Annotated in this window: 23 protein-coding genes; 7 read left to right on the plus strand and 16 right to left on the minus strand. The window is 43.0% G+C overall.

The window, feature by feature from the left end; translation table 11 throughout:
• Positions 1-16: 16 nt before the first annotated feature.
• Positions 17-2,128, minus strand: a complete 2,112-nt coding sequence (locus NST57_RS18345; protein WP_341299019.1) for a (Fe-S)-binding protein — start codon at positions 2,126-2,128, stop codon at positions 17-19.
• A 143-nt stretch (positions 2,129-2,271) separates the two neighbouring features.
• Here NST57_RS18345 and cls (NST57_RS18350) point away from each other — a divergent pair, with 143 nt between their 5' ends.
• The 3 genes from cls (NST57_RS18350) to NST57_RS18360 all read left to right on the plus strand — a co-directional run bounded on the left by cls (NST57_RS18350) (position 2,272) and on the right by NST57_RS18360 (position 4,771).
• Positions 2,272-3,468, plus strand: coding sequence for a cardiolipin synthase (cls, locus tag NST57_RS18350; protein WP_144716428.1), 1,197 nt, complete (start codon positions 2,272-2,274; stop codon positions 3,466-3,468).
• 12 nt (positions 3,469-3,480) lie between these two features.
• Entirely contained in the window at positions 3,481-4,443 is a 963-nt protein-coding gene (uvsE, locus tag NST57_RS18355; RefSeq protein ID WP_041091396.1) for a UV DNA damage repair endonuclease UvsE, read from the plus strand.
• A gap of 73 nt (positions 4,444-4,516) precedes the next feature.
• Positions 4,517-4,771, plus strand: a complete 255-nt coding sequence (locus NST57_RS18360) for a general stress protein (protein ID WP_341299020.1) — start codon at positions 4,517-4,519, stop codon at positions 4,769-4,771.
• Positions 4,772-4,988: 217 nt separating this feature from the next.
• Here NST57_RS18360 and NST57_RS18365 read toward each other — a convergent pair whose 3' ends face one another.
• The 4 genes from NST57_RS18365 to cls (NST57_RS18380) form a co-directional block, all read right to left on the minus strand.
• Positions 4,989-5,987, minus strand: coding sequence for a S66 family peptidase (locus NST57_RS18365; RefSeq protein WP_341299021.1), 999 nt, complete (start codon positions 5,985-5,987; stop codon positions 4,989-4,991).
• Between the two features lie 71 nt (positions 5,988-6,058).
• The gene (locus NST57_RS18370; protein ID WP_061420503.1) at positions 6,059-6,301 is read right to left on the minus strand and encodes a hypothetical protein; all 243 of its coding nucleotides are present in this window, start codon (positions 6,299-6,301) and stop codon (positions 6,059-6,061) included.
• A 125-nt stretch (positions 6,302-6,426) separates the two neighbouring features.
• Positions 6,427-8,142 carry an ABC transporter ATP-binding protein gene (locus tag NST57_RS18375; protein ID WP_341299022.1) on the minus strand — a complete coding sequence of 572 codons (1,716 nt, stop codon included), beginning with the start codon at positions 8,140-8,142 and terminating at the stop codon, positions 6,427-6,429.
• 105 nt (positions 8,143-8,247) lie between these two features.
• Positions 8,248-9,750: a cardiolipin synthase gene (gene cls / locus NST57_RS18380; protein WP_341299023.1), complete on the minus strand. Its 1,503-nt coding sequence runs from the start codon at positions 9,748-9,750 to the stop codon at positions 8,248-8,250.
• A 156-nt stretch (positions 9,751-9,906) separates the two neighbouring features.
• Here cls (NST57_RS18380) and NST57_RS18385 point away from each other — a divergent pair, with 156 nt between their 5' ends.
• Positions 9,907-10,875: a S66 family peptidase gene (locus NST57_RS18385; protein ID WP_341299024.1), complete on the plus strand. Its 969-nt coding sequence runs from the start codon at positions 9,907-9,909 to the stop codon at positions 10,873-10,875.
• Between the two features lie 521 nt (positions 10,876-11,396).
• Here the strand turns inward: NST57_RS18385 and argS are convergent.
• The 5 genes from argS to speE form a co-directional block, all read right to left on the minus strand.
• A complete protein-coding gene (gene argS / locus NST57_RS18390; RefSeq protein WP_008343507.1) occupies positions 11,397-13,070 on the minus strand; it encodes an arginine--tRNA ligase in 1,674 nt (557 codons plus the stop codon).
• The gene (locus NST57_RS18395; protein WP_007497707.1) at positions 13,067-13,489 is read right to left on the minus strand and encodes a DUF1934 domain-containing protein; all 423 of its coding nucleotides are present in this window, start codon (positions 13,487-13,489) and stop codon (positions 13,067-13,069) included. The genes argS and NST57_RS18395 overlap by 4 nt, the downstream gene beginning before the upstream one ends.
• A 124-nt stretch (positions 13,490-13,613) precedes the next feature.
• Positions 13,614-13,961, minus strand: a complete 348-nt coding sequence (locus tag NST57_RS18400) for a hypothetical protein (RefSeq protein ID WP_142153036.1) — start codon at positions 13,959-13,961, stop codon at positions 13,614-13,616.
• A 79-nt stretch (positions 13,962-14,040) separates the two neighbouring features.
• Positions 14,041-14,913 (minus strand): agmatinase, encoded by an 873-nt coding sequence (gene speB / locus NST57_RS18405; protein WP_142153038.1) that lies wholly within the window; start codon positions 14,911-14,913, stop codon positions 14,041-14,043.
• 69 nt (positions 14,914-14,982) lie between these two features.
• A complete protein-coding gene (gene speE, locus NST57_RS18410; protein ID WP_017360074.1) occupies positions 14,983-15,813 on the minus strand; it encodes a spermidine synthase in 831 nt (276 codons plus the stop codon).
• A gap of 224 nt (positions 15,814-16,037) precedes the next feature.
• Between speE and NST57_RS18415 the strand changes: the two genes are divergently transcribed.
• Entirely contained in the window at positions 16,038-18,107 is a 2,070-nt protein-coding gene (locus tag NST57_RS18415) for a transglycosylase domain-containing protein (protein ID WP_341299025.1), read from the plus strand.
• Positions 18,108-18,232: 125 nt separating this feature from the next.
• On the opposite strand, the gene NST57_RS18420 is transcribed toward NST57_RS18415, so the two are convergent.
• Both NST57_RS18420 and NST57_RS18425 read right to left on the minus strand, forming a co-directional pair.
• A complete protein-coding gene (locus NST57_RS18420; protein WP_007497712.1) occupies positions 18,233-18,751 on the minus strand; it encodes a YwhD family protein in 519 nt (172 codons plus the stop codon).
• A gap of 12 nt (positions 18,752-18,763) precedes the next feature.
• Positions 18,764-19,420 carry a site-2 protease family protein gene (locus tag NST57_RS18425; RefSeq protein ID WP_341299239.1) on the minus strand — a complete coding sequence of 219 codons (657 nt, stop codon included), beginning with the start codon at positions 19,418-19,420 and terminating at the stop codon, positions 18,764-18,766.
• 113 nt (positions 19,421-19,533) lie between these two features.
• On the opposite strand from NST57_RS18425, the gene NST57_RS18430 reads away from it, so the two are divergent.
• On the plus strand, positions 19,534-19,719 hold the full coding sequence (locus tag NST57_RS18430) for a 2-hydroxymuconate tautomerase (RefSeq protein WP_003214939.1): 186 nt from the start codon (positions 19,534-19,536) through the stop codon (positions 19,717-19,719).
• Positions 19,720-19,771: 52 nt separating this feature from the next.
• Here NST57_RS18430 and NST57_RS18435 read toward each other — a convergent pair whose 3' ends face one another.
• The 4 genes from NST57_RS18435 to NST57_RS18450 all read right to left on the minus strand — a co-directional run bounded on the left by NST57_RS18435 (position 19,772) and on the right by NST57_RS18450 (position 23,032).
• A complete protein-coding gene (locus NST57_RS18435) occupies positions 19,772-20,584 on the minus strand; it encodes a zinc-dependent metalloprotease (RefSeq protein WP_341299026.1) in 813 nt (270 codons plus the stop codon).
• Positions 20,585-20,807: 223 nt separating this feature from the next.
• Positions 20,808-21,308, minus strand: coding sequence for a YwgA family protein (locus NST57_RS18440; protein ID WP_007497715.1), 501 nt, complete (start codon positions 21,306-21,308; stop codon positions 20,808-20,810).
• 30 nt (positions 21,309-21,338) lie between these two features.
• Positions 21,339-22,640 (minus strand): HD domain-containing protein, encoded by a 1,302-nt coding sequence (locus NST57_RS18445; RefSeq protein WP_341299027.1) that lies wholly within the window; start codon positions 22,638-22,640, stop codon positions 21,339-21,341.
• A 170-nt stretch (positions 22,641-22,810) separates the two neighbouring features.
• On the minus strand, positions 22,811-23,032 hold the full coding sequence (locus NST57_RS18450; protein WP_003215259.1) for a DUF1450 domain-containing protein: 222 nt from the start codon (positions 23,030-23,032) through the stop codon (positions 22,811-22,813).
• A gap of 242 nt (positions 23,033-23,274) precedes the next feature.
• Here NST57_RS18450 and NST57_RS18455 point away from each other — a divergent pair, with 242 nt between their 5' ends.
• Complete coding sequence (locus tag NST57_RS18455) at positions 23,275-24,075, plus strand: RsfA family transcriptional regulator (protein ID WP_341299028.1); 801 nt, start codon at positions 23,275-23,277, stop codon at positions 24,073-24,075.
• Positions 24,076-24,078: the final 3 nt, after the last annotated feature.

A 24,078-nucleotide genomic window follows, 5' to 3' on the forward strand; every position in this document is an offset into this window, starting at 1 on the left:
CATCGGCCTGACACCTTTATGAAGCCTGCGTTCTCGTTTCGCCAAACACTGATTTTTCAAGAAGTTCTGCGACATCAAATGTGCCGACCTGCTCCTCTACTTCCTTCGCTTTCGTTCCATCCCCAAGCATGGTTAAACAATATGGGCACCCTGAGCTGATGATGGATGGCTGTACCTGTAAGGCCTGCTCCGTCCTCGCTGTGTTAATTCGAGTACCTGTCTCTTCTTCCATCCACATTAAGCCGCCGCCAGCACCACAGCACATCCCCGATTCACGATTCCGTTCCATTTCTTTCAGTGTCACACCCGGAATGGCTTTTAAAATATCTCTTGGCGGATCATATACCTCATTATATCTGCCTAGGTAGCAAGAATCGTGGAAAGTAATGACCTCGTTCACTTCATGAATAGGCGTTAATTTCCCCTCTTTTACTAGCTCTGCCAGTAATTCTGTATGATGGTACACCTCTGCCTCGAGCCCGAAGTCTGGGTATTCATTTTTAAATAAATTGTAAGCATGCGGATCGATCGTGACAATTTTGGTTACGTCATTTTTTTGGAATTCTTCGATGTTTTTTGCAGCAAGCTCTTGGAACAAAAATTCATTCCCAAGTCTTCTCGGTGTATCCCCTGAGTTTTTCTCTTTATTGCCTAGGATGGCAAAAGAAACCCCTGCTTCATTGAGCAGTTTTGCAAAGGCAAGAGCAATCTTTTGGCTTCTATTGTCATATGCCCCCATCGACCCAACCCAGAATAAATAGTCAAAGGTCTGACCTGCTTTTTTCAGCTCTTTCGCTGTCGGAACATGCACATCTTCTCTTAGTTCACGCCAGTTTTCTCTTTCTTTTCGGTTCAATCCCCATGGGTTCCCTTGGCGCTCGATGCTTGTCATCGCACGCTGTGCATCTGCGTCCATTTTTCCTTCAGTCAGCACTAAGTATCTGCGCATATCAATAATTTTGTCGACGTGTTCGTTCATGACAGGACACTGATCTTCACAGTTTCGGCATGTCGTGCATGCCCAGATTTCTTCTTCTGTAATGACCTCACCAATGAGAGAAGGATGATACATTGCGCTCGCCGCAGATTCTTCCGCTCCGGCTCCTCTTGCCTGTAATGCCAGCTGATTTCCTGTCGTCTGCTTGAAAGCAAGCTGCGGAACCCACGGTGTCTTTGAAGTAATGGCAGCCCCTTTATTTGTTAAATGATCTCTTAATCGTAAAATCAAATCCATTGGAGACAGCATTTTCCCCGTCCCAGTCGCTGGGCACATATTCGTACAGCGCCCGCACTCCACACAAGCGTAAAGGTCGATTAGCTGAGATTGACGGAAATCTTCAATTTTCCCAACGCCGAACGTTTCTTGTGTCTCATCTTCAAAATCAATTTTTTGCAGTTTGCCTGGCGGGTCCAATCTGCTGACAAATACGTTGACCGGGCCAGCGATGAGATGGGCGTGCTTAGACTGCGGGACGTACACTAAGAACGTCAGTAAAATAAGAAGATGCACCCACCATGCGACATAGAAAACAATTGTTGCCGCAAGTGGTGACAGCCAGCCCAGCAAGAAAGCAATGCCGGAAGCAATTGGCTCAGTTGCTGATAGTGAGTGCCCATGCCAAATGATGTTCATTCCGTTTCCCAGTAATACGGTCAGCATCAATCCGCCAATAAACAAAAGGACAAGCCCTGACTTAAAGCCCCTTTTTAAACGGACTAACTTCTCGACATATCTTCTATGGAACGCCCAAACCACCGCCACTAAAATGAGAAGTGTGACTACCTCTTGGAAGAACGTAAAGACACCGTAAAGCGGACCTAATGGTAGCCCGCTGTCTGGAACAAGTCCCTTCATAATAAAATCAAGGGCTCCGAACTGCACTAAAATAAATCCATAGAAAAACAGCACATGAATGATGCCGCTCTTCTTGTCCTTGAGCAGTTTCTTTTGCCCAAACACATTCACCCAAACACGTTCTAAGCGTTTTTTCATGTCTTTCTGAAATTCTTCTTTTTTGCCAAGACGAATATACGCCGCTCGTGTTCGAATGAGATAAATAAACAAATACACAGCGTAAGCGGTCACTGCCGCAAATGCAATCAAGTTAACAATTAAAAGGCTATTCATCTTGCTCCCCCTTTCATTCCCCAAAACCCACTTTGTTCCGTTTCCATGTTGTACCTCTATCATAAATAATGAATGAGTATTCAGTCAATATTTTTTGCCCATTTGGGTACACTATCGTCATATGTAAAAAAGGAGGAACCTTCATGATCGCATTGATCATTCTACTCGTCGTCTTCGTCATTGTTCTACTCGTCAGGCTAGATCTTTATATAGGGAGAAAATATTTTTCTACCCATGCTTTTGAACGGTCTTTTGACCAAACAAGCGGCGATGCAGTTTTTTATCATGATGGCGAACCACTGTTTGATCAGCTGCTTACGGATATACAGCAAGCCTCTTCTTCTATTCATATGATGTTCTTTATTGTAAAGAACGACAAGATCGGGCAAAGGATTCTGCAAGCACTTAAAGCGAAAGCAGAGCAAGGTGTTTCGGTTTTTTTGCTCACTGATCGGTTAGGCTCCTATCCATTTGATCAAACATCCATTCAGATGCTCGAAAAAAGCGGCATTCAATTTTACTTTTTAAATAAACCACGTTTTCCTTTTTTCATTTATCGTTTGAACATGAGAAATCACCGGAAGATCACGGTCATCGATGGGAAGATCGGCTACATTGGCGGGTTTAATATTGGTGATGAATATGTAGGGAAAAACGGCAGGTTTGGCATTTGGAAGGACTATCACCTGCGAATGACAGGACAGGTTGTGGCAGACCTCCAGCATGTGTTTCTGAATGATTTGTACCGGTCCTCTGGTATTCACCAGCTGCAATACGAGGTTTTTCCTGCACTGGAACCGGGAACATTACAGTGCACTACACGTGCGACGGCAGGTTTTTCTTTAGAAGCCTTATTTCTTCACGATATTCAACAGGCGAAAAAGCAAATCACCATCTGCACGCCATATTTTATTCCATCTGCTCCTCTTTTAAGCGCCCTTCTTGACGCACGGAAGCGAGGTGTGACTGTCGACATCATCATCCCAATGAAGGCAGATCACCCGCTTGTGAAAGAAGCTGGATTTCATTATTTGAAAGATCTGATCGCTGCTGGATGTCTTGTGTATCGTTTTTATAAAGGGTTTTATCATGCGAAAGCCATTCTCATCGATCATAGCCGTTGTATGATCAGTACGGCGAACTTTGATAAACGAAGTTTGTTTTTCAACGAAGAAGTGGATGTGGCCATTGATGATTCCACCTTCACCGCACATGTAGAGGAAAAGATTCGTGAACACATGGAAGTTTCAGAACTGATGACTGAAGAAAAATACAAACAACGCCCACTTCTCACGCGTCCAATTGAGTGGATAGGCGCCCTGTTCTCGTATTTTTTATAAAGGAGTTGACCTATGCGTTATCGATTTGGTTATGTATCCAACGCCGTCACTTTATGGGAAGCTTCACCTGCCAAGTCGTTGACCTTTGCAAGATACAGTAAGCTCTCAAAGGAAGAGAGGACAGAGGCTCTATTACGAACGACGAAAGCCAACCTCGTCAATACATTAAGAACGCTTTATTTTGCGATTGCCCATGATATTCCGCTTTACCGTTTTTCAAGCTCGATTGTCCCGCTCGCCACCCATCCTGAGGTGCGGTGGGACTTTGTGACACCCTTTCGCAAAGAATTTCTAGAGATTGGTCAACTCGTAAAGCGGCACGGATTACGAGTGAGCTTTCACCCCAATCAATTTACTTTGTTCACAAGTCCAAAACCATCCATTACAGAAAATGCCGTCATCGATATGACCTATCATTATGAAATGCTTGAGGCCATGAAGCTTGAAAAGGAAGGCTATATGAACATTCATGTCGGAGGTGCATACGGCGACAAGGCATCCGCTTTACAGCGTTTTGATGAAAATATAAAGCAGCTGCCTGCACATATCAAGGCGAGAATGACGCTTGAAAATGATGACAAAACATATACGTCATTGGAAACGCTTGATGTTTGTGAAAAGCATGGCATCCCGTTTGTATTTGATTACCACCATCACATGGCAAACAAAGATGATGATGCGGCACTTGATGACATTCTGCCAAGAGTGTTTGACACGTGGGCAAACACTGGCATACCGCCTAAAATCCACTTATCCTCACCAAAATCAGAAAAGGCGATACGAAGCCATGCGGATGGAGTGGAGATGTCCTTTGTATTGCCACTTTTTCAAGCTTTAAAGCCGTATGGTCGTGATGTGGATTTTATGATTGAGGCAAAGAAAAAGGATCAGGCCTTACTCCGTCTTGTTGAGGAGCTGTCAGCGATCAGAGGCAATCGGCGGACGGGCGGAGGCACCATTGAGTGGAAATCGTAGAGAAAGGTTTATCTCTATCGCAACGGGGGTAACAAAGCTATTGTGAGAAAGTATTTAACAGGAGGATATGAAGATGTCACAAATCTATTCAATCCGAATTGCTGCGAAAGCATTGAATTTACATAAGCTTATTTCTCTATACGAAAAGTGCCAGCACTCTCAGCATCGTTTATATGTATATTCTAAAAAAACAATGTGCAACATTAAGAACATCGTAGAGCTAGAAACCTTTAGGCTCACTCATTTAGAATCAGACTATTTAATTGTGGTAGAAGGAAAAGAGGCACAAGACCTCCTTCAGCCATTTGAAAAAGAGAATGCTTCGTAATCGTAAAGAAAGGCAGCCTTAGGCTGACAAAGGGATAAAATGAACTTTATTTTATCCCTTTGTCTTCTTTTCAGCGTAGTTGAAAACCTTTGCAGTCTAGGAAGGACGAGTACCGGCGCGGAGCGAATGTCACATTCGTGAGCACCGGCACGCAGGACTGACACCGAATGCGAGGGTTTGTCTACACGCTGGGGCAGCCTTAGGGCTGCTCTTTTTCTTATATCCATGCTTCTGTCAGCCAAACCTCGCCTGACGTTGCATTCATTTTTACTTTTGTACCGATTGGCATCGTGAGCATCGGATGCGTATGAGCACTGTCAAATTCTGCGATGAGCGGCCTCTTTGTATCTCCCAGTACTTCAAGTAAAAGATCATGCGGCCTTTTGCCCGTTCCTTCATCATCAAACAGCTCATGTTTCCCTAAGAGGATACCAGATACCCGTTCAAACACACCATTTATCTTTAACAGAGAGAAGTTCTTTTCGACGGTGGAGGCGGTTTTCATACAATCTTCAATGAGAAGGATATCGCCTTTTTGGATTTGAGGCATGAATTCACTTCCCCATATGCCATACATGGCATTTAGGTTCCCGCCGATCAGTCTGCCTTCTGCCTGCCCTTCAATAACGCACATCCAATCGTTTGGACGTTTTTCTTTTTCTCGTATTTTCTCTTCCCAGTTGATCCGTTCGTCCGTCCAGAAGGGCGGCTTTTTCACCTGATATGGGATGGGCTGCGGATGAATGAGAATGTCCTCGAAAGATTGATATGTATGATTGACAAATGGTTCAAACTCTCCAAAAGACGGCACAAGTGCAGGTCCGTAAAAAACAGGAAGACCCGTTTTTTCATAAGCCGCTAAAAGAATCGCCGTCGCATCTGAATAACCAATCATGATTTTCGGATGCTTCATCAGCAGCTCAAAATCAAGATAAGGCAGCAAACTATTCGAGTTCGTCCCCCCAATCATCGACATGATACAGGACAAATCTTCTCTCGCCATCAGCTCATTCAGCTCAGCTGCTCGTTCTTGAATCGTTCCCGAACGATAGTGATCCTCTTTCCCTGTTAATGATCCTGGTACCACAATGAATCCTTTTTGTTCAAGCCATTCCTTCGCCCGCTCATACCTAAGAGGCGAGGTAGCAGATGCCGGACTTGAGGGAGAATAAATACCAATTTTATCGCCCTTCTGTAAATGCGGAAGCCCCTTCATTCCATCAGATCCTTCCTACACGAGTTTTTACTATCCTAGCAAAAAAAGCCCTTTTTCAAAAGGGCTCAGATTTAATATAAGAGCTTAAACAGCCCAAACAATATGACAGCAAAACTGATGGCCAGCATCGCAAATATCTTTTTTCTGCTCAGAGAACTACCTATGACGTTCACTCCAGTATTGATGCCAAACAAAATCATTCCCACATAAAAAAAGACTGGATTGAGTCCAGCGGGAATGATTAAGATAAATAAGCCAACGAGCGTCACATAGTGAATGCTTTTGATCATGACTGTTTTTGCCGTTTCACTCAAGCCATCCTCTCCTTTTGAATCTAATTGCCTTATAGTATATCAACATTCCATTTAAATGGAAAAGAAGATTTTATCCTATCAAAAAGAGCCCAGCTTAATAACTGGACTCATTCAATCACTTCTCTTCAATGACCAAACTGCGCTTCATGCAGTCTGCTATAAACACCGCCCATTTGGATTAAGTCTTGATGGCGGCCTTGTTCTTCAATGCCTTCCTCTGTCACGACGATGATTCGGTCTGCATGTTTAATTGTCGCAAGGCGGTGAGCAATGACGAGTGTCGTCCGGCCGACTGCCAGTTCGCTTAGTGCGTCTTGGATCGCTTTTTCTGTTTCTGTATCGAGCGCTGACGTCGCTTCATCCAAAATAAGAATAGATGGGTTTTTCAAAAACATGCGTGCAATTGACAGGCGCTGCTTTTGACCACCAGATAGCTTAACGCCACGTTCACCAATGACCGTATTCAACCCTTCTGGAAAACGCTGAACGAGCTCCTCTAAATGGGCACGTCGCACCGCCTCCCAAATGTCTGCATCACTCGCTTCTAGGTTGCCGTACGCAATGTTTTCACGAATGGTACCTGAGAATAAAAAGACATCCTGCTGCACAATGCCAATCTGCTGTCTTAAAGAGGACAAGGTCATCGATTTTGTGCTCACACCATCAATGGTGATGTCTCCTTCGTCCACATCATAAAAACGAGGCAGCAGACTACAAATGGTCGATTTCCCCGCTCCTGATGGCCCGACAAACGCAACAGTTTCCCCTTGTTTGATCTTTAAGTTGATATCCTTCAATACATGACTGTGCTCATCGTAGCCAAATGTCACGTTTCGATACTCAATTTCACCTTTCAAGCCGTAAAGATCACGTGCTCCTTCTGTATCCTTCACATCTGGCTCTGTTTCCAGTAAATCGACATAGCTTTTAAAACCGGCAATGCCTTTTGGATACATTTCAATTACCGTGTTGATCTTATCAATTGGTCTGAATAACACATTTGTGATCAAGACAAAGGCGATAAATCCGCCTGCTGTTAATTGACCTTGAAGGACAAACCATGTACCTGCCAGAAGAACGAACAGCGTCACAAGCCTTGTGAGAATATAGCTGATTGATCCGTTAACCGACATAATTTTATAGGAAAGAAGTTTCGCTTTTCGAAAGCGGTTGTTATTTTCAGCAAAGCGCTTTTTCTCAAAATGTTCATTTGCAAAGGCTTGAACAAGACGAATACCGCCAATATTATTTTCAACCCTTGCATGAAAATCTCCAATGTCATTGTTGAGCTGTGTAATCGCCTTTGTCATCTTTTTATTAAAATGAAGGGCGAGCCAAATGATGACAGGCATGATGAGAAAGGTTAAAATGGCAAGCTGCCAGTTAATCATGAGCATGACGGCAAAGGCGCCAAGAATGGTCATAATGGCAATAAACAAATCTTCCGGCCCATGATGCGCCACCTCTCCAATGTACATGAGGTCATTTGTCATCCGTGACATGAGTTTGCCTGTTTTGTTGTTATCGAAAAATTTGAAGGACAGACGCTGAAAATGATCAAACAGCTTTTTTCTCATATCTGTCTCAATATTAATGCCAAGCATGTGCCCCCAATATGACACGATAAATTGCATCACTGAACTGAGCGCATAAATAACAAACAACACAAGTGCGGTCCAGCCAATGACCGCCCAGTTCCCTGTCGGCAGTAATGTATCAATGAAGTAATTCACGATGAGCGGGAAGCCCAGTTCCATGAGTCCAACGGCAACAGCACAAAAGAAATCTAAAAAGAACAGACCACGATAGGGCCTGTAATAGGCAAAAAAGCGTTTTAGCATATGTAAAAGAACCTCACTTCCTCTATAATTGATAATCATTTTCAATTATAGAGGAATCATTATCGAATTACTAGATCAGGAAATGATTTCTTTCCCTGGAAACTCTCACAATACACCTGAAAACAATCGCGCAAACGATTCCTTTAAACGTTCCTTTAATCCTCTTTTATAGAAATGAACCGGCCCCATTTGCTCGCATTCTTTCATATCTTCCTCATAATGAGCCATCAATTGCTCGATCGGTTTCTTTGCCGCTGTAAAGACATTGACCTCAAAATTGAGCTGGAAGCTTCTCATATCGACATTTGCCGTTCCGACAGAGGCAAGCTCTCCATCTGCAATCATGACCTTTTGATGCATGAAGCCTTTTTGATAGTGATACACCTTGATACCTTCTTTCAAAAGCTCAGAAAAATAAGATCGTGTGGCGTATTGCGTGAGAAACCCATCGTTTATCTCAGGCACCATCACACGCACATCCACCCCTCTTGTGGCCGCAATTTTTAACGCTGTGCGAATGGATTCATTTGGGACAAAATAAGGCGTCGCAATCCAGACAAATTGCTTTGCATTCGAAATGAGTGCGTCATATAAATCACTCATACTTTCCTTCATATCAGGTCCAGTCGGCACGACCTGAATAACATCTTTTCCTGTCACAGGATGCGGGGTGTGATACTTCGGATCATCAATTAACACTTCATCTGATACATACTCCCAGTCCAGCATAAAAATGGAGTGAAGTGTCTGAACGGCTTCACCCTTTAACATCGCATGCGTATCACGCCAAAAGCCGATGTTTTCATCGCGTCCTACATATTCCTTCCCGACATTGAGCCCGCCAACAAATCCTGTTTCACCATCAATAATCACGATTTTTCGGTGATTTCGGAAATTGAATTTTTGATTAAAGAATCCGTATTTTAATGGCAGAAAAGGAGCGACCTTTATCCCCGCCTGCTTCAATCGTTTAATATCTTTTCGTGAGAAGCGAATACTGCCAGCCGCATCATAGATGAATCGGACCTCTACTCCTTCTTTCACTTTTTCAATCAGGATCTCCATCATCCGGTGACCGAGGAAATCAGATTTGAACATGTAATATTCTATATGGATGAACGTTTTTGCCTTTTTTAATTCTTCAAAAATACGTGGAAAGGTTTCCTCTCCATTCTTTAAAATCTCCATATCACTATTTGTATTTACATGCATACCTGTTGCTTTTTCTGTGTAATGAAAAAAAGCACGCTGATTATCGGTTAAACGCGTCTCATCCGGTTTACTCTCAAGCTCTGATATTCTGCGTAATTTTTCTCGGTTATACATTCTCTTTGATTTAAACAAATGTCCCTTGACATATAGCTGTCCTGAGAACAAATAAAACATATAGCCGATGATCGGGAAAAAGATCAGTACATACATCCATAACAGCGTATGCTGTGATGTCCGGTTCTCTAGCATAAGCGAGATAATACTAAATAAAATGATGGCGATGTAACTAGCTGCATAAAGCTGAAAACCCCACGCTGGAACCGGCCACCAAAACACCACATATGCCCCAAATATCATGAAATATAAAAATAGAAATTCCAGTCTCCTCTTTTTCACATTCTCCGCCCTCATTCGTTTCTGTCTTTTTCTCTTCCATACCCTTTGCACAGCTCGTCTGAAACGCACGGTTTGCTGCTTTCTTTTAGCTTTTACAGACTGGAGCGTTTTGATCCGATATAATGGAAAATATGTGAAGGAAGGGACGAATGACTTATGCGTACACCACCTGCTTTAAAAAAGGGAAGCCACATTCGGGTAATTGCTCCAAGCCGAAGTGCCAGCATTTTATCAGAAGAAGGAATGGCTCAGGCCAAAAAACGTTTAGAGGCATTAGGATTTACTATTTCTTTCGGACAACACGTGTTTGAATGTGATCTGCATTCCTCTTCTTCTATTGAACACCGTCTATCTGATCTACATGAGGCATTCTCAAATGATGAAGTCGATGGCATTTTGACAGCAATCGGCGGCTTTAACTGCAATGAGCTTTTGCCTTATATAGATTATGATTTGATCCGTCAGCACCCAAAAGTTCTTTGCGGCTACAGTGATATTACCGCACTTGCAAACGCCATTACCGCCAAATGTGACATGGTGACGTACTCAGGTCCTCATTTCTCTAGTTTCCAAATGGAACAAGGACAAGAGGAGCAGACAGCCATGTTTCAAGCGTGCGTGATGAGCAGCGAGCCATTTGATTTCACCCCTTCTACAAAGTGGAGTGATGATGCGTGGTATCTTGATCAAGCAAATAGGCAGTTTCATCCGACAACATGGGGGATTTATCAGGAAGGAACAGCTGAAGGCACCTTGTATGGCGGAAACCTTTGTACACTGAACTTACTGCAAGGGACACCCTTTATGCCTCACATCAAGGATGCCATCTTATTTGTGGAGGATGATGACTTGGTCTTTCCTGAAATGTTCGCCAGAGACCTTGCCTCGCTCTTGCAGCATGCTGAATCCATTAAAGGGTTAATCATCGGACGTTTTCAAAAGAAATCCAAGATGACAGAGGAACATTTGAGGTTCATTCTAGATAAGCACCCAATGCTTCAACACATTCCAGTGATTTACGATGTCGATCTCGGACATACACAGCCAGTCTTCACCTTGCCGATTGGCGGGAGTGCCGAGCTATCCTGCTACGACGGACAAATCCAATGGCGTGTTCATGCATAAATAAAACCTAAAAAGCACCCACATATGAGGGTACTTTTTCTATGCCATTATTTCTTTTTAAAATTTTTTTAGAAAAAGTGATCCAACCCTTCATCCCCTTCGTTAAGTAGATGTAAAAAGAAAAGAGAGGAGGCAAAAACATGTTCTCTGATGTACTTAGCCAATTATTCGATTCTATCTCTAACATTATTAATACACTTGGATAATCCCATTAACGCACACATACTACATGCTTTCTGAAGGGAGGATACAAACTATGTTCTCTGATGTACTTAGCCAATTATTTGATTCTATTTCTAACATCATTAACACACTTGGGTAATTCCTATGACACGCACATACTACATGCTTTCTGAAAGGAGGATACGCTCATGTTCTCTGATGTACTTAGTCAAGTATCCGATTCTATTTCTAACATTATTAATACGCTTGGTTAATTTTCAAAACCCGCTATCTCTCGAGAATAGCGGGTTTTTTATATAAAGAAGCCCCGCTCATAAAATAGAGCGGGGCTTTTTGCATTACATTTTTTCCGGTGCAGATACGCCAATGAGTTTTAATGCGTTGGCTAGTGTAATTTGTGTCGCCTTCATCAGTGATAGGCGTGCTGTTGTTTTTGTTTCATTTTCAACATCAATGACCTTCTCGGCGTTGTAGAAGCTGTGAAGGGCTGATGCAAGATCATAGATATAGTTTGTGACGCGGTGCGGAATACGTTTTTCTGCTGCTTCTGCTACAACCTCTGGGAAGCTGCCGATGATTTTCAGAAGATCGTATTCTTTATCGGACTGAATGTGAGAGAAATCTGCTTTTTCAAGGTTTGGCTCGTAGCCTTTTTCTTCACCTTGACGGAGCATGCTGCAAATTCTCGCATGTGCATATTGCGCGTAGTACACAGGGTTTTCGTTAGACGTAGAAATCGCTAAGTCTAAGTCAAAGTCCATATGTGTCGCCGCACTTCTCATCGCAAAGAAATAACGAGTAGCATCTAAGCCCACTTCTTCAATCAAGTCACGCATTGTGACGGCTTTACCTGTACGTTTACTCATTTTCATCTTTTCACCGTTTTTGTAAAGGTGAACGAGCTGAATGATTTCGACTTCCAGTTTGTCCGCTGGATATCCGAGTGCTTGGATCGCCGCTTTCATTCGAGGAATGTAGCCGTGATGGTCCGCTCCCCAAATGTTAATGAGCTGGTCAAAGCCTCTGTCTAATTTGTCTTTATGATATGCAATGTCTGGAAGCAAGTACGTGAAGCTGCCGTCTTTTTTAATCAAGACACGGTCCTTGTCATCACCAAAATCAGTTGAACGTAACCATGTTGCACCGTCTTCTTCAAAAACATAGCCTTTAGCGCGAAGTGTTTCTAGCGCCGGTTCGATTTTTCCGTTTTCATATAAAGACGTTTCAGAATACCACACATCAAATGGGACACGGAAATTCTCTAGGTCGACACGTAGTTTTTCTAGTTCATATTTTAAACCGTACTCACGGAAAAATTTCATACGCTCTTCTTCTGATTCATGCACGAAACGGTCACCAAATTCATCAGCAAGTTTCTGCCCGATGCCTTTGATGTCTTCTCCTCTATAGCCGTCCTCTGGCATTTCTTTTTCAAGACCGAGCGCCTCAAAGTAACGTACTTCTACAGATAGAGCAAGGTTATTGATCTGATTGCCTGCATCGTTGATATAGTATTCACGGCTCACGTCGAAGCCTGCTTTATCAAGGATGTTACAAAGAGAATCTCCTACAGCTGCGCCGCGGGCATGTCCAAGGTGAAGGTCACCTGTTGGGTTGGCTGAGACGAATTCGACTTGCACTTTTTGACCGCCGCCTGTATTCGTTTCGCCATAAGCCTCTTTTGCCTCAAGAACAGCTGGAATAAGCTTTGTTAAATACTGATTGTTCATATAAAAGTTAATGAACCCTGGACCTGCGATATCCAGTTTTTCAATTGAAGCTTTGCCTTTGTCAAATGCATTCACAATGTCCTCGGCGATTTGACGAGGTGCTTTTTTCGCAATGCGAGCAAGCTGCATCGCCATATTGGTGGAATAATCACCGTGAGTTTTGTCTTTTGGCACTTCCAAAAGAACATCCGGCACCTGGCTTTCATCAGCAAGTCCTGCTTTGACGACTGCCGCAATGATTTCTTCTTTTAACGCATCTTTGACCTGTTCTGCGATATTCATGAACGTAAATCCTCCTTATATGAAATCGATAATGTATGTAAATGCTTTTGATCTTCACCTGTCAGCATATCGTACGTAATGTGCAGAAGCCCATTGTCTACATCAAGATCAATGCCATGTGTGTGCACATCGAGCTGAAGTGTGCCAAATGGCATCGTGTAATGTGTCACGGTCGTTTCTCCAATGAGAAAGCGCTGCTTCATTTGAATCGCACCTGATCTCATGACAAAAATTTCTTTTTCACTTATTTTGACAACAGTTTTTACTTGACCCATTTCATGTTCTTCATGGTAAGTGAGATACGTTTTGTCATTCTTCTCTTGATACGTTCCAGTTGTTCGGAATTCGATCGTTTCAGCCGGTTCCGTCTCTGGTTTCATCACTGACTTTACATGAATTGAAATTTGGTTTTGTGTCATTTTGCACTTCCTTTGCTAAGACCCGTTTAACTAAAATAGTATACCATAATCCCGATTGCCTATCATCCCATCATTTCTCGTGTTTATGTGGATGAAACTCCATTTTTGATCTTCACATGTCTCTTTAGAAAAAAAGAAAAATGAAGCTCACCCCTATCACGAGTCCAGTCTTGAGCCCCGCGTCTTTTCGATTGATGAGATAAAACAGTGCTTGGATGCCTGAACTTGCCAAAAATGCCTGAAAGAAATCAAATGGGAGAAGACGCCCTTGCTTATAAACGAACTGCATGAACAGCGCTATGCCAGTGAGATAGAAAAAGCCTCGATCCTGAAACAGATGAACCATCTCATCCTTTGCCTCTTTTTTCGAGGTGAAAGTGGGCGGACTCGCTACAAGTTCTCTTTTCAGCGTGAGAAAGCCTGCCGCTAACACACATAAAGCGAGTAATACCATCAATATTGAAGAAAACATGACCTGCCTCCTTTATCATGTCACCAATGTAAAAAAAAGAGCTTGCCCCTATGAGATGACAAGCTCCTCTATCAAAATGTTATTTCACAAACCCAAGCAGCATTTCACGTAAAAGTTTGCTTGCTGTATTCGCCGTTTGATCCGAATGATCGTATACAGGCGCTACTTCCACAAGGTCTGCACCGACGACATGGACATCAGAATCTGCAATGGCATGAATGGATGCAAGCAGTTCTTTTGACGTAATACCGCCAGCATCCACCGTACCTGTTCCAGGTGCATGAGCTGGGTCGAGTACATCGATGTCAATTGTCACATAAACTGGGCGGCCTTTCAGCTTTGGCAATACTTGCTTCAATGGCTCCAGCACTTCAAATTTAGAAATGTGCATGCCTGCTTCTTTTGCCCATTCAAATTCTTCTTTCATCCCTGAACGGATGCCGAAAGAGTATACATTTTCAGGTCCAATAAGTCCTGCCACCTTACGAATCGGTGTCGAATGTGAAAGCGGCTCACCCTCATATTCCTCACGAAGATCCGTATGTGCGTCCATATGGATGATGGCCAAATCAGGGTATTTCTTATACATCGCACGGAAAACCGGCCAAGACACAAGATGCTCGCCGCCCATACCTAATGGAAACTTCCCTTTTTCTAAAATGCTGTCGACATACTCTTCAATTAAATCTAAACTTTTCTGTGCATTGCCAAATGGAAGCGGGATGTCGCCAGCATCAAAGAATGGCACCTCGTGCAGTTCACGATCCAAATAAGGGCTGTATTCCTCTAATCCAATGGATACTTCACGAATACGGTTCGGGCCAAAACGAGAACCCGGACGGTAACTGACGGTCCAATCCATCGGCATACCATATAAAATGACTTTTGCATCTTCCCATGTCGGATGACTTCCAATAAACACTTTTCCTGAATAAGCCTCGTCGAATCTCATGCAAGATTCCTCCTTTTACGCTTCAAAAAATGCGCAAACGGTCATTTGCGCATTTCCACTTCGCTTGATTTATTTGATTAAGTCGCTCACAAATTTCGGCAGAACGAATGCCGCTTTGTGCAATTCTTTTGTGTAATATTTCGTATCGATATCAAAGAAGCGGCTGTCTTCTACAGCAAGTGGATCATACTTCTTAGAACCAATGGTAAATGTCCAAAGACCGCTTGGATATGTTGGGATATTCGCTGTGTATAGCTTGGTAATCGGGAAAATTTCTTTTACATCACGCTGTACATTTGTAATTAACTCAGGTGTGAACCAAGGGTTGTCCGTCTGTGCAACGAAAATACCGTCTTCTTTTAGTGCTTTTGAGATTCCTGCATAGAAACCTTTAGAGAACAAGTTCACAGCTGGTCCAACTGGCTCAGTTGAGTCAACCATGATCACGTCATATTCGTTGTCGGCTTCCGCAATGTGCATAAAGCCGTCTCCGACTTTTACCTCTACACGAGGATCGTCTAGTTTCCCAGCAATTGAAGGAAGGAACTTCTTCGAGTATTCAATGACCTTGCCATCAATATCAACAAGTGTCGCTTTTTTCACACTTGGGTGCTTGAGGATCTCACGAATAACACCGCCGTCTCCTCCGCCTACAACAAGGACATTTTCCGGGTTTGGATGAGTGAAAAGAGGAACATGTGCCACCATTTCGTGGTATACAAACTCATCTTTCTCTGATGTCATCACCATACCGTCTAAAAACAGCATATTGCCAAACTCTTCTGTTTCCACCATTTCTAAATGCTGAAAATCTGTTTGTTCTGTGTGAAGGGTTTTGTTCACCTTCAATGTAATGCCAAAATTCTTCGTTTGCTTCTCTGTATACCAAAGTTCGCTCATTGTTCATCTTCCTCTCATCCAATAATAAACAAACATCTATTGTTAGCGCCTTTTATCGGCTTGACTATATCGATTGTCCAAGAAAAAAGTATAGTGGATTCGTATCAAATTGTAAAGAACCGCATGAGATAACTTCATTTTTAAAGCACACCCTTGCAGTCGCCTGTTTAAAACGGTTTTCTTTGTCCCATACTGATAAAAAACCGTCAAAATGGGGGCTTTGCATGGACACAATCATGAGTAATAAAAAAATCCGCATGACCGTGAAAACGATTCGGGCCTGTTTTTTTATCGGCTTGCTCGCTTTTCTATTTGCAGGCACAGTCTTTTTGACGATTCTTTTACTTGCTAAGTGGCAAGGCGCTCCCTCTGTTCAAGTTCCCCAATCCACGACCATTTATGCAGCCGATGGGTCAAAACTTGGCGAATCGAGCTTTGGGGAAAAGAGATATTGGGTTCCGTTAAAGGACATGTCCCCTCATATACAGCAGGCAGTGGTCGCGGTTGAGGATAAAACCTTTTATCAGCATCACGGCTTTGATGTGAAACGAATGGCAGGTGCTGCGGTGGCAGATATTCGTGCAATGGCAAAAGTACAAGGCGCCAGCACGATCACCCAGCAATACGCACGAAATTTATATTTAGATCATGATAAAACATGGAAGCGGAAGTGGAATGAAGCCTTTTACACCATCCGCTTAGAACAAAACTATACAAAAGATGAGATATTAGAAGGATACTTGAACACCATTTATTATGGCCACGGCGCATACGGTGTGGAAGCGGCATCCCGCCTTTACTTTGGGAAAAAAGCGAAGAACCTAACTTTAGCTGAGTCTGCCTTGCTTGCCGGTATTCCAAAGGGGCCTTCTCTCTACTCCCCTTATGTGAACGAAGAAAGAGCCGAATCAAGAAAAAAGATGATCCTACAGCAAATGCAAGAGGATGGCATGATCACGAAAAAAGCGGCTGCTGATGCCAGCAAGGAAAAGCTGTCCTATCGCCCGCTCAAACAAAAGCAGCTGCAAGCAAAGCAGGCCCCGTATTTTTATGATGATGTCATTCGCGAACTGAAACAAACGCTGGGCTTAACCGAGGAACAAATTGAAACGTATGGTCTTCATATCGAAACGACCTTACAACCTGAATTACAAAAAATCGCTGAAAAGACTTTAACCAACATCATGGATTCTGAATCAGGTATCCAAATTGGCTTAACCGCCATTCATCCCCAGACAGGTCATGTGCTTGCACTCATCGGGGGAAGAGATTACGAGAAAAGCCCATTCAACCGGGTCACACAAGCGAAAAGACAGCCCGGTTCAACAATGAAACCACTTCTCTATTACATGGCCTTGCAAAATGGGTTTACACCAGCAACCGTGATGCGCAGTGAAGAAACTGTTTTTGAACTCGATGAGCAAGGAAGCGGCGCCGCTTATTCACCAAGCAACTATCACGGCTATTACGCCAATGACGGTATTACGATGCTTCAGGCTTTGGCTCTATCTGATAATATTTATGCGGTCAAAACCCATCTATTTTTAGGAATGGAACAGCTCGTACGTGCAGGCAAAACGTTTGGGATTCACGAAAAACTAGATCAAGTGCCTTCGCTTGCTCTAGGTACTTCACCTGTCAAACCAATCGAAATGACCAATGCTTACGCGATGCTGGTCAATGGAGGAAAACGCGTCAAGCCAACCTTTATTACGAAAGTAACGGACGCAAAGGGCAACGTACTATTTGAGGAGAAACAAAAACGAGAGCAAGTACTAGATGAAAAAGCAGCATTTGTCACCACTGACATGATGTCAGGGATGTTCAATACCCAATTAAATGGCTATACAAGTGTCACAGGTCGTACCATTTCAAAAGATCTTACCAGAACGTATGGAGGGAAATCGGGGACGACAGGCGCTGACAGCTGGATGATCGGCTTCTCTCCCCAGCTCGTCACAGGTGTGTGGACCGGCTATGATAAAGGACGCACCATTGACTCGGTCAAAGAAACCGCCTATGCGAAAAAGATATGGGCTTCCTTTATGGAATCAGCCCTCTCAAACCAGCCAGCCTCCTCCTTCATGCCGCCAGACGGTGTAAAAGGCGTATATATCAATCCAAAAACCGGTGATCTCGCAGGCCCAGGATGCGAATCAAAGGTATTCACCTATTTTATAGAAGGAACGGAGCCGACCGGTGTCTGCTATGGTGCCGAGAACAAAGCATCTGAGCAAGACACGGCTCAGGATCAACAGCCTAAGAAATGGTGGGAAAAGTGGCTGAAACGTTAAAAATGGACATGAAAAACCCCGAGATCTGCATCTCGGGATTCTCCATGTCCTAGCTTTAACACCAGTTTACTGAAAAAACGACTGGAATTGGTATCCATTCATCATTCTTCACAAAAATTTCACAATTACTCAGGAACAGCCAATCCTTCTTTTAATTCATCTGTGGATGCTTCCCATAACGCCTCATTGTGACTCTTCAAGAAATCAGCGAGCACCTTTTTCGAACCATCATCCATATGACTGACAACGATTTTACGCTTCATGGATTTATCCATTAAATTCACATGCTCAGGAAGTGATTTATATCCTCTGCGGATCGAGCGGTCAACCGTCATTTCACAAGCTGTGACTCCTGCATAATATGGCCCCTCTTCTCTACGGTCAATCGTCACCCATACGAGCCAGTAAGGTTTTCCGTTAGGTACCTCTTCTTTGGTTTTTAAAAATTTAATTCCTTTTTCGACTGCACTTCTTGCATGCATCGCACCAATATCAATGACGGCTTCCTTTTCCTCCACATCAATGATCACTGGCGAGATATTATCAAGGCTGAGGGCACCTGCCCCAAAACCTCCATGCCCATCCGTTGCATCTGTTTTTTTAATGATATTAAAACCAATTGGTTTCTTCTTTTTACCTTCCATTCACTAAACCTCCTAAAGCAGCGGCTTCAAAATAAGATTAAACCAGTATATGATTTGATCCCGCATTCCGATCAAAGGGCCAAAAACAAACTGACCTAGCGGCGTGATGACGAAGATGAGGAAAATGATGATCCCATACTGTTCAAATTGCGTCATCTTTGCACGAATGCCGGGACTGACAACGTCCTCAATAATACGATATCCGTCCAGCGGCGGAATCGGTAATAAGTTAAATAGGAACAAAATCACGTTCAAATTAATAAAGATTTGGAAGAAATAATCGACCCCCGGCTCAAAGCGCATGATCCACTCCCCACCATATTTCTGAAGAAGCACATACACACAAAAGCCCAAAAATGCCAAAATCAAATTGCTTAAAGGTCCTGCGATCGACACACAAATCCCTGCGAGACGCGGGTTTTTAAAATGGTACCGATTCACAGGTACAGGCCTCGCCCAGCCAAACCCAGCCACAAAGATCAAGATCGTCCCGAAAACATCAAGGTGCTTCAATGGATTGAGCGTCAGTCTGCCTTGATTTTTAGCTGTCGGATCTCCAAAACGATACGCAACATATGCATGCGCCAGCTCGTGCATCGTAAAAGCCACAACAAGCGTAATGGCGACATATGGAATCAGTTCTAATGGATAAACAAGAAATTGGTTCAAAGGCATGAATCCCTCTTTCTTTCTATACAATCATTTACTTCATTCAGTATACTATAAGAAGTCCCTTAAACTAAAGGGAAGCGTAGGATGAAAGAAAAAAGGAGGTTTTCGCCATGCCGATTGTCACCGTTCAAATGCTTGAAGGAAGAACAGACGAGCAGAAAAGAGCGCTTGTGGAGAAAGTCACAGATGCCGTTGTTGAAACAACAGGCGCAGGTGCAGAAAAAGTCTCTGTCATTATTGAAGAAATGAAAAAAGAACATTATGCTGTAGCAGGAAAGCGAATGAGCGACCTGTAAGCATATAAAAAGGACAAACACTTTTTCGGTGTTTGTCCTTTTGTCTCTTACCTTATCTGTACCAAGCTTTATTACGGTTCACCTGATTTTTATGAGCCGCATCGAAGAAATCGACTGTGTAGGAATAATCATAATTCATTAAGCAGACAATGCCGCTTCCTTGAGGGTCGTGCGGTAAGCCAAAGTTATGGCCGTATTCATGCGTAGCCGCTTTTGCTGTATTCGCTGTTCCTTGGTCAAGGTTAACGGCGAATGCACTTCCGCTTGGTGCACTATTGTAGACATAAGCAATTCCGCCAGCATCAAAGTTTGGATTTGCTGTAAATCCTGTGACAAAGTCGTATCCTCTGCCATCAAAGCTGCGCTGAAGGTTGGACAAAATTTGTGATGCATTTGATCCTGAAGACGTCCAAGATCCTACGGCTTGTACGACAAAGTCCACATCATGATCACGGTTAAATGTCACATCCGCTTGCTCAATGATACTGACAATGCGCGTCTGCCAATCACTATATTTCGCACGATACTGCGCATCAGCTACTGCATAGACGGTCACTTTCTGACTGCCTGTACTAGCTTTTGTTGAAATCGAATCTCCTGTATTTGCTTTAAAGGTTCTAGACCCTACCTGTTTACCAGACTCATCTAAAATCTTTGTTGTCACATCTCTTTCAATTGGAGGTGCCGTCGTCAAATCTTTAAAATCGTTTGCCTTTGGCAACCCTTCACTAATATGTGTTTCAAACGGCGCATGACCATGATCATGCCCATGACCTGCACTTGCAACTGGTGCAGAAGCTGAACTTACCCCCGGTAACAAACTCCCTACCAATAAAAATGACAAAAAGACTGAACGCTTTTTCATTCCTATCCCTCCTTTGTTTTTCACAAGGTTATATATTCACTGAAAATTCACTATTTTCCTTCTATTCAGTAAAAAACAGGGAATTGGATGTACAGGAAGAAAGTCGAATCATGTCATTTTCACTAATTTTTCGGATATTTTGACACACATTTCATTCAAAAATAGCGCTTTCGATCCGGGTCTTACAAAATAAAAAAAGCCCAAAAATTGGGCTTTTGCATAGTTAGTTCAATTCCTTCAACTGATCAATATACGCAAGAGCCGCCTCAAATTCTTCGTCCGTATAGCGTTGCTTGCTTTTAATGGTGAAGACCTTTTCCTTTACCTCATCTTTTGGCAGATCATCAAAGTATAAAATCGTTGAGACAAGCTCTAGAAAACGAGACGATTGCTCATTCATCTGCTGCGTCAGCACTTTGAGGTCAGGCATGTCCACTTCACACTGATCGAGAAACTCTTTCCCATTGTCCGTCAGCGAATAACGATATTGATAGTATCCGCCCTTTTTTTCCTTCATTTCGTCCAAGAATCCAAGGTTGCACAGCTCTTCAATTCTGAGCGTCAACTCCTCTGAATAGGGGCCATAAAAATGAAAATCGTATTTCTCGTAAAAAGGCAAATCTAGCTTTTTTGCTATGTAAATCATTTTTTGCAGCTTCTTCCGTCCAACGATTTCCCCAGATTCAGAGAACACCTTCATCAACTTTGCATGCTCTTTCAACAAATTCCCGACATCTCCTTTTTCAGTACTTCCTTATCCCAATCCAAGCAGCTTCATGATCGCCTTCTTTTCTTCAGCTTTTTCCGACATATCTACAATTAAGTCCATCGGGAAATAAAGTTTATGATCGGTTCTTCGTTTACCGGAAATGGCGTCAACAATATCTGACTGTCTCGACAGTTCTTTAATATGACCACTTTGCGTCAAGAGGTGGATCGGCAGCCGTTCTTCTTCTTCGCCCGGTCTATAGAAGTCATAAGGCAAATCAGAGGAAGAGTCGACCACTAAATAATAGTCAGGATCAATTCCCGCTTCTTTGAACAAAGCAGTCAGCTTGAAATATTTCGTCATTTCTTCATTTGGATTAAACTCTGTATATTGGAATAAACGGCGGTTCATAAAACGGCGGCACAAATCAGCCAGCACGTGATCTTCTTCATCTTCCCACGCCTGAAAATAAAATAAGACAATGGATTCATCCAGCTTAATATAATCCTCTGTGGTGACATTTCCTTCAAAAATCGAATAAAAATGAACCGGGGCATGTGTAAAAATGTAGCCAGTTTCATGCAGCTCTTTTGCCCGATGGAGGATTTTCGTTAAAATGACCTCCGCACTGCGGGTCACTGGATGGAAATAGACTTGCCAGTACATTTGATAGCGGCTCATAATATAATCCTCTACGGCATGCATCCCGCTCTGTTTCATCACAATCTGATCTTCTCTCGGACGCATCACGCGTAAAATACGTTCCATATCAAAGTGACCATAGCTGACGCCTGTATAGTAGGCATCACGCTGCAAGTAATCCATTCGATCAGCATCAATTTGACTTGAAATCAAACTGACCACCTGTTTGTTTTGATACGTTTTAGCAATGACTTCCGCTACATGCTTCGGGAAATCCTCACTGACACGGCGAAGGACTTCATTCACTTCCGTCTGCCCTAAAATGATATCTCTTGTAAACGATTCATGATCTAAGTGAAAGACCTTTTCAAAGGAATGAGAAAACGGACCATGTCCAAGGTCATGAAGTAGGGCGGCACTCAGTACAAGCTCACGCTCCCCTTCATCCCATTCGGATCTTCCTTTAAACACATCATCCACAATTCGTCTGACAATCTCGTATACACCGAGTGAATGATTAAATCGGCTGTGTTCTGCCCCATGAAACGTTAAATAAGTGGTGCCTAGCTGTTTAATTCGTCTAAGGCGCTGGAACTCTCTCGTTCCGATTAAATCCCATATCAATGCATCCCGTACGTGAACATAGCGGTGCACAGGATCTTTAAATACCTTTTCTTCGGATAATTTCCCTTTTGGATACGCCATCGTTTCGTCCCTCTTTTTTTAAGACGTGTTTCTATTATATCGGGTAACTTTTCCCGAAAACATCCTTGAATTTGCTGGCGAATGTGTTCTCATTGATTGTACGGACGTAAAAAGCCCGACCTGACAGGGACGGACCTCTTTTTAGGTCGACTGAACACATTCAGTGACATTTATTTGACTTTTTTTTGAACCTTTTCGAGTAACTCATCTTCTGTTGGTGCGGATAATGGGCGATTGTTCACAAACGCAAAAGCCTTTTTTCGTCCTGGACCGCAATACGATTGACAGCCAATCTCAATTTTTGCATCAGGGTCAACCGATTTAAGTCGAGGCAATAACGTTTTTAGGTTCGTCGCATCACAATCGTCACATACGCGAAACTCATTAGCCATGTTCTTACGCTTCCTTTCAATGATGAAACTTCATTCTATATGAAACAGTTGGACAACTAAGAGTGAATAATATACCACACAACATTGTACATCGAAGCGACTGGAGTTGCAAGAAGCATTGTCAGCACAGAGACGTATTCACATAAAAGCTAGTATTTTCCACTATCCTTTTAGCAAACTTGTATAAACCTTCTTCAACTTGGCTAATCTAATACCATCAAATCTTATGGGGGTTTAAACACATGTCAAAACAAAGACAAGATGCTTGGTCAGAGGAAAATGATCTCCTTCTGGCAGAAACCGTCTTACGTCACGTCAGAGAGGGCAGTACACAGCTGAACGCATTTGAAGAAGTTGGAGACAAGCTAAACCGTACCTCAGCGGCATGCGGATTTAGATGGAATGCTGTCGTGAGGCATCAATATGAAAAAGCATTGGCACTTGCCAAAAAACAGCGTAAACAACGCATGCGTGCTCTCGGCAATGGACAGCCTGCGAAAAAACGTTTGCTCTATCAGCCGCAAGTTGAAGAAACGATCACACAGGAAGAGTTCTCTCAAGAACTGGAACCTGCGCAAGAAGAAACGTTTGCACCTGCAGCCGAAACAGCCGACCAGCTTCAGTTTGTGGATCAAAGCTACAATGAAGAGTTAGCTAGTTTATCACATTTATTGTCACAGGCTTCTCAAGTGACAGAGAAAAAGCCAGAAGCCAATCCATTTGGGCAGCGCCAAGAGTTAACCATTGAGGATATCATTGATTTCTTACGCCGCTATGAAGGCGATGGACAGCAATCAGCTGCCTTACGGATGGAAAACAGCCGGTTAAAACGAGAGAACAACGAACTTTCACATAAAGTGTCGCAACTAGAAGCTGAAGTGAAAAAGCTTGAAAAGGATCAGCTCACGATTCAAGAAGATTATGAAACACTCGTCAAAATCATGAACCGTGCAAGAAAACTAGTTTTGTTTGAAGAGGACGACAGTGCCGCACCAACCTTTAAAATGGACCGGAACGGCAACCTTGAAAAAATGGCAGAATAAGCA

The organism is Bacillus sp. FSL M8-0077 (genome assembly GCF_038050255.1).
In the GTDB taxonomy this organism is placed as follows: Bacteria; Bacillota; Bacilli; order Bacillales; family Bacillaceae; genus Bacillus; species Bacillus altitudinis.